The 15000-nt window shown below is 69.1% G+C and carries 10 protein-coding genes; 4 read left to right on the top strand and 6 right to left on the bottom strand.

Annotated elements, in window-relative coordinates:
* Position 1: 1 nt before the first annotated feature.
* Positions 2-883: a sigma-70 family RNA polymerase sigma factor family protein gene (locus ACYQ8Q_RS34275; RefSeq protein ID WP_460070500.1), complete on the bottom strand. Its 882-nt coding sequence runs from the start codon at positions 881-883 to the stop codon at positions 2-4.
* A 194-nt stretch (positions 884-1077) separates the two neighbouring features.
* On the opposite strand from ACYQ8Q_RS34275, the gene ACYQ8Q_RS34270 reads away from it, so the two are divergent.
* On the top strand, positions 1078-1323 hold the full coding sequence (locus tag ACYQ8Q_RS34270; protein ID WP_460070499.1) for a WhiB family transcriptional regulator: 246 nt from the start codon (positions 1078-1080) through the stop codon (positions 1321-1323).
* Positions 1320-2885, top strand: coding sequence for a cytochrome bc1 complex cytochrome b subunit (qcrB, locus tag ACYQ8Q_RS34265; RefSeq protein ID WP_460070498.1), 1566 nt, complete (start codon positions 1320-1322; stop codon positions 2883-2885). The genes ACYQ8Q_RS34270 and qcrB overlap by 4 nt, the downstream gene beginning before the upstream one ends.
* 59 nt (positions 2886-2944) lie before the next feature.
* Here the strand turns inward: qcrB and ACYQ8Q_RS34260 are convergent, their stop codons facing one another.
* Positions 2945-5719 (bottom strand): ATP-binding protein, encoded by a 2775-nt coding sequence (locus ACYQ8Q_RS34260; protein WP_460070497.1) that lies wholly within the window; start codon positions 5717-5719, stop codon positions 2945-2947.
* Positions 5720-6046: 327 nt separating this feature from the next.
* On the opposite strand from ACYQ8Q_RS34260, the gene ACYQ8Q_RS34255 reads away from it, so the two are divergent.
* Positions 6047-6715 carry a sigma-70 family RNA polymerase sigma factor gene (locus ACYQ8Q_RS34255; RefSeq protein WP_460070496.1) on the top strand — a complete coding sequence of 223 codons (669 nt, stop codon included), beginning with the start codon at positions 6047-6049 and terminating at the stop codon, positions 6713-6715.
* 30 nt (positions 6716-6745) lie between these two features.
* On the opposite strand, the gene ACYQ8Q_RS34250 is transcribed toward ACYQ8Q_RS34255, so the two are convergent.
* The 4 genes from ACYQ8Q_RS34250 to ACYQ8Q_RS34235 form a co-directional block, all read right to left on the bottom strand.
* On the bottom strand, positions 6746-6919 hold the full coding sequence (locus ACYQ8Q_RS34250; RefSeq protein ID WP_460070495.1) for a hypothetical protein: 174 nt from the start codon (positions 6917-6919) through the stop codon (positions 6746-6748).
* A gap of 43 nt (positions 6920-6962) precedes the next feature.
* Positions 6963-7775, bottom strand: coding sequence for a transposase (locus ACYQ8Q_RS34245; protein WP_460073611.1), 813 nt, complete (start codon positions 7773-7775; stop codon positions 6963-6965).
* 140 nt (positions 7776-7915) lie between these two features.
* Positions 7916-12679, bottom strand: a complete 4764-nt coding sequence (locus ACYQ8Q_RS34240) for a hypothetical protein (protein WP_460070494.1) — start codon at positions 12677-12679, stop codon at positions 7916-7918.
* Between the two features lie 107 nt (positions 12680-12786).
* Entirely contained in the window at positions 12787-13047 is a 261-nt protein-coding gene (locus ACYQ8Q_RS34235) for a hypothetical protein (RefSeq protein WP_460070493.1), read from the bottom strand.
* Positions 13048-13922: 875 nt separating this feature from the next.
* Here ACYQ8Q_RS34235 and ACYQ8Q_RS34230 point away from each other — a divergent pair.
* Positions 13923-14972: an IS701 family transposase gene (locus ACYQ8Q_RS34230; protein ID WP_460070492.1), complete on the top strand. Its 1050-nt coding sequence runs from the start codon at positions 13923-13925 to the stop codon at positions 14970-14972.
* Positions 14973-15000 lie beyond the last annotated feature (28 nt).

Genomic DNA, 15000 nt, shown 5'->3' with positions numbered 1-15000 from the left:
CTCAGGGGCTCTCGTCCGAGCCGGCGCCACCCTCGGTGCGGGGCCGGTTCCAGGACCGCAGCTTGTCGGGGTTGAGCATGACCCAGACCTGGGCGACCCGGTCGTCCGCGACGTCGAGGCTGATGACGGCGGCGACCCGGCGGCCGTAGCGGGCGACGAGGCCGGTCCGGCCGTTGACGGAATGGGTGCTCAAGGTGGTGTGCGGGCTTCGGGCCAGGAGTGTCAACAGGCTGTCGGCGACCGGCCGATCGCCGTGGACCGGTCCGGTCAACGACCGTACCTTGCCACCACCGTCGAAGAACGCCGTCGCGTCCGAGCAGAGCAACGACGTGAGCAGCTCGCCGTTCTCGTTGACGCACGCCTGGAGCACGGCGCGGGCGACGGCGTCATGCTGCCGTGGTGTCGTGGAGCGGGTGCGCCGCAACTGCAGCCGCCGTCGGGCGCGTTCGGCGAGTTCGGCGAGTTCCGGCTCCGTGCGGCCGACGATGTCGGCGGCCGTGCCCGGGGCCATCCCGAAGGCACGGAACACGAACGCCGCGCGCTCGGCGGTCGGCAGCGACTCCAGCGCGTTCAGCACGACCCGACCGGCCTCCTCCTCCACCTCCGACGGCCGCGCCCTGTGCCGGTCCTCGGGGCCGGCCGCTCCCCGGCCGGGCTGTGAGAGCCGGTCCAGGCACATCCCGCCCACGGTCTTCGCCAGCCAGGACCGGGGGACGGTGATCTGCCGGCGCGCCGCGTCGGGCAGCTCGTACCACCGGCGATATGCCTCGTCCACGACGCTTTCCGCCGCGCCCGGGTCGCCCAGCGTCCAGTGGGCGACATCGAGCAGGAAGCGCCGCTCCTCCCACAGCTCGTCGATCGGCAGCGCATCGCTCTGGTCCATAGGGCATCCTCGCTCTCTCGCTCGCGCGGCCCCGCACGCGGCAGGGGCGTCGGCTCACCCCTTGAGACCGGCAACTCCCGGAGCTTGTGACACGGGCCCGCCGCGGCCGCGTGTCACACATACGGCCGCTGCCCGGTCTTACCGGACGACGCCGCACTTCTTCTCCCCTGAATGCCGAACGAGGTGACCATGCCATGCACTGGCGTGAACGGGCCGCTTGCCTGCAGGTAGACCCCGAACTTTTCTTCCCCGTATCCAACTGCGGTCCCACGCTCCGGCAGATCGACGAGGCCAAGGCCGTGTGCAGCCGTTGTCCCGTCGCGGAGCGGTGCCTCGACTGGGCGGTGCGGGTGGGACGGGTGGACGGCATCTGGGGCGGAACGACAGAAGGCGAACGCCGTGCGATGCGAGGAACCGAGACCCGGGTGGCAGTGAAATGAAGCGGGGCGAACGAGTCGCCGACTGGGCCGACGGACGCCTGGGAGTCCGCCGGCTGGTCGGAGAAAAGGCACGACGGGTCTTTCCGGACCACTGGTCCTTCATGCTGGGGGAGATCTGTCTCTACAGCTTCGTCGTTCTCATCGTCACGGGCGTGTATCTGACCTTCTACTTCCATCCGTCGATGAAGGAGGTGCAGTACAGCGGAAGTTACGCACCACTACGCGGCCAGATGGTGTCGGAGGCTTTCGACTCGACCCTGCGCATATCCTTCGACGTCCGCGGCGGTCTGCTGATCCGGCAGGCCCATCACTGGGCGGCGTTGGTCCTTGTCGCCGCCCTGCTCGCCCACCTGATGCGGGTGTTCTTCACCGGCGCGTTCCGCACACCGCGCGAGCTCAACTGGGTGGTCGGATTCCTGCTGTTGATCCTCGCCATGTTCGCCGGGCTGACGGGATACGACCTCCCCGACGACCTGCTCTCCGGGACCGGACTCGCCGTGGTGAACGGAACGATCCTCTCCGTTCCGATCGTCGGAACGTACCTCTCGATGTTCCTCTTCGGAGGCGAGTTCCCCGGCAATGAGCTGGTGGCGCGCTTCAACACCCTCCATGTACTGGTCATCCCCGGCCTCATGGTGGGACTGCTGACCGCCCATCTGGCCCTGATGTTCCACCACCGGCACACCCAGTACCCGGGCCGTGGACGCACCAACGGCAACGTCGTGGGAGTCCCGGCCAAGGTACGCGTCATCAAGTCAGCCGGGTATTTCCTTTCGGTGAGCGGTGCCGTCTTCGTCATGGCCTCGGTCGCTCAGATCAACCCCGTCTGGAAGTACGGGCCTTACCGTGCCGACCAGGTGTCGGCGGGATCGCAGCCCGACTGGTACATGGGCGTGGCGGACGGACTGCTCCGGGTGATGCCGGGCTGGGAGGTCGACTTCTGGGGTCACACCCTGGCGCTCGACAACCTGATTCCGTTGACGGTGGGCGTCGGTCTCTTCCTGGCCCTGGGCGCGTATCCGTTCATCGAGTCCTGGGCGACCCGTGACACACGTGAACAGAATCTTCTGGACCGGCCCCGCAACCGTCCTGTGCGAACGGCACTCGGTGTCGCATGGCTCGGTTTCTATCTGGTGGCCGTGATCGGCGCCGCCAACGACATCATCGCCATCCGTTTCCATGTTCCGGTCGAGTCGGTGACGTGGGCGGTCCGCATCGGCCTCTTCGTCGTTCCTCTCGCGACGTACGTGCTGACGAAACGACTGGCGCTCGCCCTCCAGCGCGGTGACCGCGACAAGGTACTGCACGGACGTGAGACCGGAATCATCGAGCGTACGCCCGACGGTGAATTCGTCGAGGTGCACGAGCCACTCAGCCAGGAACGACTCCACGTCCTCACCCAGCACGAGCAGTACAAGCCGATCGGTCCGGGTGCCGGCCTTTCCCGGCAGCTGCGTTCCCGGATCAGTGAGATCCTTTACGGGGAAGGTGCGCAGATCGCCAAGCCGACCGCGCGGGAATACCGGAAGACGCACATCGAGCGCGCGGACGACCACGCCTAGGCCCTGTCGTCACATTCCCGCCGTCGCCCGCGGGGCAGGCGGGAATGTGACGACAGGGCCTAGGCCGGCGCCGCCTCGCCTGCGAGACGGATGGTGCGGATCTCCTTTCGGGAGGTGATGCCGAGCTTCGAGAACACCTTGCGCAGATGCCATTCCACGGTGTGGGGGCTGATGAACAGCTGGGCGCCGATCTCGGGGTTCGTGAGACCGTCCCGGACCAGGCGGGCGATCTGCTCCTCCTGAGGGGTGAGGGCCGTCTGCGTCGCGGCGGGATGTCTGCGGACTCTCGCTCCCGTCGCCTGAAGTTCGCGGCGCGCGCGTTCGGCGAACGCCCCGGCTCCGATGTGGGTGAGCATGTCGTGCGCGATGCCCAGCTGAGCACGGGCATCGGCCCGGCGGTTCTCGCGGCGCAGCCATTCCCCGTACAGCAGATGGGTCCGGGCGAGGTCCATCCGCACCCCCGCGCCACCCAGCCGTTCGATCGCCTCCCGGTACAGATCGTCGGCGACCTGCCCCTCGCTCACCAGCGCCCGGACGCCGGCCGCGGTGCCCAGCGCCCACTCGGTGCCCCCGGCGGCCTGCGCCATGTCGCTGATCCTGCGCACCGCCCCGGCCGCGTCCGCGGGTCTTCCCAGGCGTACGGAAGCCTCGACCAGCTCGACCGTGGACTGGAGGGAGAGACCGAGTTCCTGCGGGTTCTCGCAGCCGCGCAGGGCGGCCGTATACGCCTCCGCGTACCTGCCGAGGCCGTTGTAGAGCACCGCCGCGGCCCACTGCGTGGCGGTCTCCACCTTCCCCTCCCCGCGCAGGAGGAGGTCCTGGGTGACCGCGTCGATCGCTCGCTGGGTCGTGGCCTCCCTGCCCTTCCAGGGCTCGACGACCAGCGCGCTGTAGTGGGCGAAGAAGCTGCTGCCGGTCGCCTCGCCGATCGCCGTCGCCTCCGCGACCAGGGAGCCGGCACCGGCGAGATCACCGGCGAAGACCCGGTTCGACAGACGGAGCAGGAGCGCCGACGGCAGCACCGACAGGGCTCCCGTCTCCCGTGCGAGGTCGACCAGCCGTGCCGAGAGCACGGACCAGCTCTCGAAGTCCCACGTGCTGTGGGCCAGGCGGCATGCGAGCGGGAGCCAGCCGAGCGCTTCTTTCGGGGGGATCGCGTCGGCGCGGAACGCGGCCAGTGCCTGGCGCAGCATCGGTGTGCCCACGGCGTAGCCCTGAGTGGTCAGCAGCGCCTGGCCGTCCAGCAGGAGATCGTCGCGGGTCGGTTCGGCGGGTGTGGGCGCCGCGAGAATGGCCTGGGCCACTTCGAGGATCCCCTTGCCCTGCGGCAGCCGGCCAGCGGTGAGGGCCGCGTAGATCGCGTCCCGGTACGTCTCACGGGCGAGTCCGGCGTCGAGCGGTTCCAGCCGCCGGGCCGCTTCGAGCAGCAGCGGCAGGCCGGCCCCGGCGCTGTTGGACGCGGCCATGATCCGACCGCGCAGCAGGGTCGACCGTGCGGCTCCCAGGGCGTCGAGGGGGCCCAGTTCGGCCGCGCCCGCCAGTTCCCGCGCGGCGTCGAAGGCGCCGGCCTGGTATTTGGCGTGTGCCGCTGCCAGCGCCCTGGCTCCACGGCGCGCGGGGTCGGGCGTCAGCTGGGCGGCCCGGTCGAGGAAGGCCGCCGCCGCGGCGATTCCGCCCCGCGCCTGCGCCCGGTCCGCCGAACGCACCAGCTCGGCGGCCACCGCCTCGTCGGGCCCCAGCGTGGCACGCGCCAGGTGCCATGCCCGACGGTCCGGATCGAGCCGGGCGTCGGTCACCTCCGCCAGAGCTCTGTGCACCTCGCGCAGGTCGTCCGGGTCTGCCGCCCGATAGGCCGCCGAACGCACCAGGGGGTGACGGAAGCGCGCCCAGGTGCCGAGGGTGATCAGTCCCGACGCCTCGGCGTCCGCCGCAGCCGCGTCCACGGCGATTCCCAGCTGCTCGGCTGCGCGCCTGAGCAGCGTCACATCGCCGACCGGTTCGGCGGCGGCGATGAACAGGAGGCGTCGCGTCTCGGCCGGGAGTGCCTGGACGCGGCGGAGAAAGTCCTGCTCCAGCCGGTTCGACACGGTCCCCGCGCCGGGGCGTCCGAAGCCGCCCGCGGGGTCCAACGCGGTGAGCACGTGCGGCAGTTCGAGCAGGGCAAGTGGATTGCCGCGGGTCTCCGCGACGATGCGGTCACGCACCCTGCGGTCGAGCGGGCCGGTGACGACCGAGGCGAGGAGCTTCCGGGAGTCGTCCTCGAACAGTCCGGTCACGCGCAGTTCGGGGAGGCCGGTGAACCTCTCTCCGGTGGTCGGCTCGCGCACGGCGACGGCGAGCACGACTGATTCCGCGAGCAGCCTGCGGGCGACGAACTCCAGGGTCTGTGCCGAGACGTGGTCCAGCCATTGGGCGTCGTCGATCACGCAGACCAGCGGCTCGCTCCCGCCGGCGTCCGAGAGGAGGCTCAGCGTGGCCAGACCCACCAGGAACCGGTCGGGCGTGGCTCCGCCGTGCAGCCCGAACGCCGTGCGCAGTGCGTCGCGCTGCGGTTCCGGGAGGTTGTCGAGTCTCGACAGCAGGGGCGCGCAGAGCTGGTGCAGACCGGCGTAGGAGAGCTCCATCTCGGACTGGACGCCGGCCGCGCTGACGGTACGGCATCCGGTGGCACGCCCTCGCAGGTACTTCAGCAGCTCGGTCTTCCCGATCCCCGCCTCACCGCGCAGGACCAGGACTCCGCTGCGCCCTTCCCTGGCGCCCGCCAGCAGGTCGTCGAGGGCCCGACGCTCGTCCCGCCTGTCGAGGAGTCCGGCTCCGGAACCGCCGCTCGTCATGCAGTCTCCCACGTCAGATCCTCCCGGCGGCACGGCAGCCGGTGCGTCGCCGGATCACTGCGGCCGTGGTCCGACCGAGGCGAGCCTGATCCATCGTAAACGGCTGCGAAAACGGAGAACGTCCGACGTCGAGCGCGTGTGGTGGATCGAGCGCGCCCCGGAACGACGTCCCGGAACGACGGTCCGGAGGGGCCGGGCCAGGGACCTGCCACGGCAGGACCACGCACTCCCCTACGGCATTCCAAGGGCGCGGGGGGCCACTCCCGGGCGCGACATTGGTGCCGGCCGCCCTTCGAGCCGCCGCCCCACTGCGCAGAGGAGCCGGAGATGGACACACATCTGACCGGGACGAGGCAGAGCCGGGAGACGGTGGACCCGTCCGTCATCGCGCTGGACGACGCGACCTGGGTGTTCGTGCGGGCCAGGCCCGGACTGCTTGCCCTCGCCGGGCAGATCGTCGGGAACGCGCACGAGGCCGAGGACGTCATCCAGGAGACGTGGCTGCGGTGGCAGGGTGCCGACCGCACAGCGGTCTCCAACCCGTCGGCACTGCTCAGGACGACCGCCGTCCGGCTGGCCATCAATGTCGTCCAGTCCGCCTGGAAACGCCGGGAGTCCTGCGCCGACCCCGCGCTGCCGGAGCCCATGGACCACCACGCGGGCCCCGAATCGGTGGCCGAGCGTCAGGACGCCGTCGAGCGATCGGTGCTCCTGCTGATGGAGACCCTGACTCCGAGGCAACGTGCCGCGTACGTCCTGAGGGAGGCGTTCGGATACCCGTACGACCGGATCGCCGAGATCCTGCACCTCAGCGTCGTCAACTCACGACAGCAGGTCGCACGCGCCCAGCGGCGTCTCACCGGGATCCGCCGCAGGCAGCCGGTCGACTCCGTGGCGCACCGGCGTCTCGTTCAGGCGTTCCTCGCGGCGGCCCGGTCCGGTGACCTGAAGCACCTGGAAAAAGTGCTGTCGGCCGATGCGAGCGGTCGACGGTGACGCCTGCGCCGTGGCCGGGCCGAGGGAAGATCAGCGGCAGTGCGTCCGCCGGTTCAGCGCGGTCGAGACGACATTCATACGTTCACGGAGATCCGCGAGTTCCTGGCGGAGTTCCGTGACCCTGATACGCAGCTCGGCGGCTTCGGCGGTCAGCGACACGAAGGCGGCAGCGAGGTCGGCACGGCCCTCACCGATTACGGACATCGGGTCTCCATGATTTCTCGGCTTTCGTCGTTCTGACTGATCGTCATGCCAAGTCTGCGCTGGCTGCGGCCCATGCCTCCTGTACGGCGCGGATTTCGGTATCGGTGGGCTGACCGGCGTCGATGGGCATGAATCGGGCTGCGATGATCGTTCGGCGGAGCTTGGCGGTCATGTCGGAGATGACGGTGATCGTGTAGCAGTACTGGCCGAAGGGAACCCCTCGCTCAACCGCGCGGCGGGTGCGGTGGTGGGCCTGGCCGACGCCGAGGATGCTGCGGGCTTCGCCGAAGGTCACCTCGATCGACCATCGCGCGGCGTAGCGGGCCACCAGGTGCCCGGCCGGCGCGGTCAGGTCGGTGGAGACCAGGGCCAGGTCGTAGCCGGTGTCCGTGGCATCCTCGCGCAGCAGCACCACCTTCACGGTCCTGGTGTGGAAGGAGCCGTACCACAGGCAGGTGGTCTCGGCGGTGAACACGGTCTCGGTGCGGCCGTAGCGGGTGACGGCCTGTGGGGTGAACGTCAGGGTGGCGGCCAGTTCGGCCGGGGTGCCGAGCCTGTCGCCTTTCAGGCGGGGACGCCCGCGCCTGCCGGTCGGCGGCGGAGCGAGAGCGTAGAGCACCGCGTGGGATGGCAGCCGGGTGGTGAAGGTGACAGATACGGGCAGGTCGCGCAATGCCTTGCCGTGGTAGGCGGCATCCGCGACCACATCGATGCCGTACGTGTGGGCGAAGCAGTCGCACGTACGCGTGTCCGGAATGGACTCTCTCGCGGCAGACCGATACAACTGCGGCCACAGGGCCTCCCGGTGAGCAGTGGCGTAGACACCCTCTGTGCTACCGAGAGGCCCTGCCTTCATGCCCCCGCGCGGCCACAATCACCTGAACAGCACACCCGTACGGAACCCCCAGCCCCACACTCGGTTCCGAGAAACCCTCTTAGCTCAGAGAAGTGACCAGGCCAAGGAGGTCTGCGGTGCGTTCCCGGAGCCCGCCGACGTCACCGATCGAACGGCGGCGTCGGTGGGATTGGGAACGTTTTGCGCAGGCTGGCCAGATGCGTCGCATTCACGAGCCCGTCGACGGCGGCCCGGCCGTTGTCGGTCAAGTGGTCGATGAAGTCACCGGGTGCGGTGCTCAAGGCGATGATCCCGGTCCGCTCCAGGAAGGACCGCTCGGAGCCCTGATCCATGATGTCGCGGGTGTCGATGGCATTGCCTGACCCATCCACGTTGTGCACGAACGGCACGGGAAGCAGGGAGTGGAAGGTCTCGTGGGCCAGCGTCTCGCCGATCAGTCGGCCGAACACCCGGATGATCCACGACTCGACCACCGGGTCCGACGCCTGAAGTGAGGTCAGGATCTGGGCGAGTTCGTTGGTCGCGGCGTCGACGTCGGTAGCCACGGCCGGGGCCGGCACCACGAAGGACGCGGGGTAGACATTCAGCACCTCGTCGAAGGCGGTGTCCCCGACGCCGGCTGCGGACGGCCCGGCCGCCGAGCTGCCGTACCTCCCCTTCCCGGACGGGTCGGTGTTGCCGATCGTCATCCTGGTCACCATGGACGCGGGGACGGTGGCGGGCACCCTGGCGCCCGTGGACTTCCAGATCAGCCGCACGTTGGCCTGGCCGAGCAGGATCTGCTCGGCGACCGCACGAGCCTCGGCAAGGATCGCGTCCTGGACGGCGGTGAAGTTGTTGGCCGTCATGAAGGCATCGAGCTGGGCGTTCTGGTCATCGATGGTGATGAACTGCGGGATGGACAGGGGGAACTTGATGCTCTCGTTGGTCCCCGGGGCCGAGCCGTCGATGGCGTCGACGTCGATCGCGGTCAGGCCGGGCCGCACCCCGGTGATGACGGCCTCGCTCACGCCGGCGACCGACTGGGTCTGGGTGATCGTGTACTTCCCGGTCTCGGTCGGGGGGATGCTCCAGCGCAGCGGCGTCCCTGCGGGCAGCCGGGTACTGCGGACACTGAGCCTGGTCACGCCGGTGATGTCATGGCTGGGACCGAAGGCCCGCAGCGCCGGGCCGGCGCCGACCTCGATGATGAACGGCCGCGACGAGTCTGTCTTCTCGCCGAGGGTGACCTTGGTGGAGCCCTCCTCGGTGCTGGCCTCGATCATGCTGCCCGGCATGTCCTTCGCTGCGGTGATGGCCGCGTTGATGGCCGGGTTCGCGTGCGGCGCCTCGGCCGCCGCACCACCCGGGTTCATGGCCTGCAGCACGCTCGTGGCCTGCTGATTGGCCTGCTCGGGCGAGGTGAGCCCGGCGTCCTTGGCCTTCTGGATCGACGCGAGCTTCTGGTCTGCGGTCCGGGTGCCCTGCTCGGCCTTCGCCATCTTGGCCAGTTCGAGCGCTGCCGCCTGGTTGCCGAAGGTGGACGCCAGACCGGCTGCCGTCTCGAGCGCGGCCCGGGCGTTGGCCTGCGTCCCGGCCAGGCCGGCCATGTCGCGGAAGGCGTTGGCGTCGGTGACGGCTCCGATGATTCCGGCCAGGCCCTGCGGCGCCGGTGCGTCGGGGGCGTTCTGCAGGTTGATGATCGTCCCGGGGAAGGGGGTCGGCGTGGTGGCTGGCGTGGTGTCGGTCCGGCGGCTGGCCAGCAGCACCGGATCGAGCGTGCTCAGATCGGGATCGGGGTCGTTCAGTGCCCAGTCGGTGTTGCCGAAGTGCTGCTCCAGCGCCTCACACTCGTCCATGATCGTCTGCGCGTACAGCCCGTCGGTCGGCAGACTCAGCAGCAGCGGGTCGGACGCGGGCTGCCGGTCGGCATAGAGGTTGCGCAGCTGCTCGGGCGTGGTGATCTTGCCGAAGCCCAGGAACGAGGCGGCGCCCACCCGGTATACCAGGCAGTTGCCGATGATGGCGATCGGCTCCCGGTCGACCACGGTGGCCAGGCTGACGTTATTGCTGTTCGGCACATAGAAGCCGTCGAGCATCATCAGCAGCCGGTCGCGGTCCATCTCCCACAGGACCGCCTTCTGGTAGTACTCCACGTGCTCGTTCAGGTGCTCGACCAGTTCGTCCACGGCCCGGATCAGTTCCAGGCGCTCGTCCACCCGCTCCCAGCCGTCCAGCGGCAGGGTCACCGTGGCCGGGTCCGCCAGGCCGCTGATCGGCTTGATCAGATCGTTGGTGCCGGTGCGTCCTTCGGCGGAGTGCTCGAACCGGTCGGTGTTGTAGGTCAGTGACACCCGGGTCAGGTTGGCCACCGAGCCGGGCGGCAGCGGCAGTTGCGGTAGGACCCTCAGCTGAGTCAGGTCCTGACGGCTCAGGCCGGCCAGTTCGCTGGCCGACACCGAGAAGTCGATCCGCACGGTCTGGTTGAAGCCGTAGCGGGAGGCGAGAGTGCAGTCGGCGCTGAGGGTCCGGCCACCGCCGGTCTGGATGTCGATGCGATCGGACCACCGCGCCGCCATGCCCGGTGCGTGCTCGGCCTGGAAGTGGGCGTCCCTGGACTTGGCATCCAGTGCGGCCAGCAGCGAGAAGACGCCGAGCGAGGCCGCGTCCAACAGCGGCTGGGCCACCTGCCAGGCGGCGCTGTCGAAGGCGCCGTCGGCGCCGTCCCGGGGTCGTTCCACGGCGAGCTTCACGTAGATCGAGCCGCGCACGAACGTCAGCTGCTGCCCGGCCCGCGGCCCGGGTGCGATCGACGACGTCGAGAAGCCGGTGGCGACGTCCTTCAGATACCGCAGCGCCCGGGCGTAGCGGGGGGCGCGGATGTTCTTCTGGATGGATTCGCGCCACCGGTAAGCGCGCTGGACGTCGAAGGGCCTGATGGCGAACGGCACGAACAGGCATTCACGAACGCCGGCCAGTTCGGTCGTGATCTTGAGATGTCGCAGGATCTGGTAGTAGATGACGGTGAGCGCGTGCCCGTAGTTGGGATTGCGGATGATCTCGGTCGTGCCAGTCACGGTCTCGACCTCGGTCACCTCGTTGACCACGGTGCTCTCGAACCGGCGCAGGGCATCGCCGTGCCGGCGGATGGAGTCCCGGAGCCGCTGCAGCTCACTCGCCGAGGTGTCGCGGCCGCCCTCCTGATGAGAGGTGCTGCTCGCCGAACCGGCGCCACCACCGATCCCGCCGATCAGCCCCGGGACGGCGAACCCGATACCTCCGGCCACCGCCTTGCTGCTGGACGTCGACCCACCGGAGGACCACTCGTCGAGATGTGCGGCCACCCGGTCGTCGTAGTCGCGCTCCCGGGTGACCGAGTCGTTCTCCTGGTCGGTCAGCTGCGTCCGCTCGGCCCGGCTGGACCGCTCGGTCCGCTGCCACTCGATCTTCTGGATGCGCTTGGTCTGCCGCGGCGCGAGGGTCAGGGTCTTCGCCACGGTGCCGAGCGAGTAGCCGTTCGACCGCCAGCGCACCCGAAACTCGAGGATGTGCCCGAGGCAGACGGTCGACGCCTGGTACTGCGCCATGTCGTCCTCCCACTGCAACGGGTGAGAGGCGTTCATCGAGGTGCGGCCGCCGGGCAGCAGGCGGATCAGATCGGCGTAGCGGTCGAGCAGCGGGTTGCGGACCGGCAGACGGTCGCCCAGCAGGGCCGCGACCTCGCCGGTCGTGGTAGCTCCACCTGGTGCGGCAGTCCGCAGTCCCAGGATCCGGGAACGCAACCGGCTCAGGACACCGGTGCCCGGTTGGCCGGGCTGCCCAACAGGCCGGGGCGTGATCGGTGCGTCCAGGTTCAGAACACCGAGCGAGCGCAGCTTGGAGGTCCCGACCGGCCCGATGTCAGGTTGCGTCACGCGGGCGACCACGGAGAAGGACTTCTCACTGACCACGCGCTCGGGATTGGAGAACGGCGTGCAGAAGGATCCCGGGTCCTCCGCGAACACGTCGGGATTGTCAGCCAGCTCTCTCTCGTTGATGTTGGCCGGGACGAGGCGGTCACCGGACCCGCATCCGCACTTCTCACCGGCCGGCTGACCCGAGCCGGGCGGAGCGCCCTGGTCGGGACCGCCAGTCGGGTCTCCTGAGCCGGTCGTCCCGGCCAGGGCCGGCAGGCTGAGCAGGACCGGGGCGGCGGTCGGACAGTCGAGGTCGTCCACCATGAAGCCGGCCACCTGGTGCGGCCCGGTCAGCCACCATAACCAGCCGATCGCGGGACGTTGGGGCATCGCCGCCGTTACGGTGCCATCGATGCCGAGATGCGCGGGTTGCCAGGCCAGTTGACCCAGAGCGGACAGGTCCTGGCCGTTGAGGTCGATGGCGCTGATCCGGGTTCCGCCCTGGGTCGACAGCATCCCCTCCAGGCCGGTCGCCGTCAGCGCCGCCGCATCCGCCACTGGGAGCACGCCGACAGCCGACCGTGCGAAGTCTGGACCGATGCGCCCGATCGCCATGAACCGCGCCACGCGCGTGACCAGTGTGGGGACGACGTCACCGGGCAGTTGTTGGCCGCCGTCCCGCAGCAGGGCCACGTCGCTGGCATCGAGTTCCCAGACCGCCTCGGCACGCTGCTCACCGCGGGGCTGATCCGGCTGCACGGTAGCAGGTTCGATCACCACCAACTTGCTGACCAGCGCCGACCCGTCGGCGGCCAGTGCTGATGCTCGAATCGTCGCCGCCGCCACATTGGCGAGCTTCACAGTTCCGCGCAGCTGGGGGTCGAGATCAAGCCGGATCGTTCTCCGTACCGGCGGTTGCTTCTCGTCGCCAGGCTCGACTACGTCGTAGACAGCCTCGATGCTGACCGGCGGCAGACCCGACAGATCCACCTCATCAACGGGAAGCACAGCAAAATCTACGGTCGTCATCCCGCCCCCCCTCGACGGTCTCAGATAGATGGAGGATGGCCGATAAGGCCTCATACATCAACCCCCAAACGGAGACAAAACCAACAACGGACATCACGACAACTGCGTCAGCGATGAAGCCAGCCATCATGCTCAAGGTCCACGTTCGAATCGAGGATCTTGGCGCCCTGTTCATCGCACCACGTCATCCACGCCAGCAGGTTGGGGGCCGCGCGCGGAGACCAGAAGCGGCCCGACAGAGCCGCACAGACGGTGACCTTGGTGCCGTCATCGAGGCCTGAGGCGACGATGTGGGTGTGGCTGCGGTTCTTGCGGGCGTGGGTGAAGTAGGTGTCGTCGTACGGGGAGTACCACGACCCGCCGTTCAATGCGCAGTTGGCGTCCTGGACGGGGGCGGTGGCGGCCTCCTGCAGCAGGACCTCCTGTCGCGTGTTACATGAGTCGTGGTCGGCGTCGATCCAGTGGCGGAATTTGGTGCGTTCGTACCCGGTGCGGTCTTCAGCCTGGACGGGCAGAGAGCCGAGGGCGTCGCGTAAGGGCGGGGCTCAAGGGGTTCCTCTCGGAGGTCACGGACGGTTCGTGATCTTCGTAGCGGTATGGGTCCGTACGCCGCCCGGCGATCCGCTGTCGGCTCACCCATACGGTCCGGTAAGTCACACAGGCGCCCCGGGGCCGGGACGAGGTACAGCGCCATCAGAGAGATGTGAGGTGGCATCAGGAGCTGGCTGCCGGGGCTGCCCAGGGCGGATTGCGCCTTCACCACCGTGCGCCCCTCGATCGGGTGACGATGGATCGGTTCTGCACGCGGGAGGCTGCGGGTGACGGGAGGCCGTCGTCAGATGTCTGTACAGAAGAGAGCAGAGTGTGACCTGACACGATCTGGTCGGTTCTTGAACGGTGAACCTCTCCGCACGGCCCTGTTCCCGCAGCTCACCAGGCATATATAGAACGCGTAAGGTAGGTAGCTCACACGGGTGACGTGTGGCCGTCGGCCCGGCCGGGAGGCAGACGCGAAGGAAGCATCGGCGGTGCTTTGTGTCGCCTGCTGTGAGGGACCCGCCGATGCTTGCGGATCCGACCGTACCCGCATCTCTGCTCGCCGTGCTGGGCGCTGTGCGCGGCAGTTTCACCTCGCCGACCTTCTCCACGTCCGCCGTGCTGGTCACGGGGCTGATCGCGAACACCGGCCGGGGCACGGTCACCGGGATGCTGCTGGGCGCGAACTTGACGCGCCACTGGTCTCATGACCGGGCGCACTCCTTCTTTGCCCGCGCGCTGGGACCCGCAGACGCTGGGTGCGTCGTTGTCCCACCTGGTCGTGCGCTCGCTGGTGCCCGACGGCGCCCCGCTGACGGTGGTGGTGGACGACACACTGTTCAAACGGCGCGGGAAGAAGGTCTTCGGCGCCGCCTGGCAGCACGACGGCTCTGCCGCGGGCCGTGACGGGATCGGTTACGGCACCTGCTTCGTCGTCCTCGGCCTGGTCGTGGAGCTGCCGTTCCTGCCCCGGCCGGTGTGTCTGCCGGTGGCCGCCCGGCTGCACCGCCCCAAAGGCGAGCAGACCAAGGTCGAACTGGCCGCATCCATGATCCGGTTCCTGGCGGCCTGCCACTGGGGCCGGCGTATCGATGTGGTCGCGGATGCCGCCTACCACGGCAAGGCATTGCGCGACCTGCCCGTATCTGTCACCTTCACCACCCGTCTGCCATCCCACGCGGTGCTCTACGCTCTCGCTCCGCCGCCGACCGGCAGGCGCGGGCGTCCCCGCCTGAAAGGCGACAGGCTCGGCACCCCGGCCGAACTGGCCGCCACCCTGACGTTCACCCCACAGGCCGTCACCCGCTACGGCCGCACCGAGACCGTGTTCACCGCCGAGACCACCTGCCTGTGGCACGGCTCCTTCCACACCAGGACCGTGAAGGTGGTGCTGCTGCGCGAGGATGCCACGGACACCGGCTACGACCTGGCCCTGGTCTCCACCGACCTGACCGCGCCGGCCGGGCACCTGGTGGCCCGCTACGCCGCGCGATGGTCGATCGAGGTGACCTTCGGCGAAGCCCGCAGCATCCTCGGCGTCGGCCAGGCCCACCACCGCACCCGCCGCGCGGTTGAGCGAGGGGTTCCCTTCGGCCAGTACTGCTACACGATCACCGTCATCTCCGACATGACCGCCAAGCTCCGCCGAACGATCATCGCAGCCCGATTCATGCCCATCGACGCCGGTCAGCCCACCGATACCGAAATCCGCGCCGTACAGGAGGCATGGGCCGCAGCCAGCGCAGACTTGGCATGACGATCAGTCAGAACGACGAAAGCCGAGT

Source organism: Streptomyces sp. YKOK-I1 (assembly GCF_054660435.1).
Note: the sequence above shows the minus strand (reverse complement) of the source record. Positions and strands in the feature narration are given on the sequence as shown.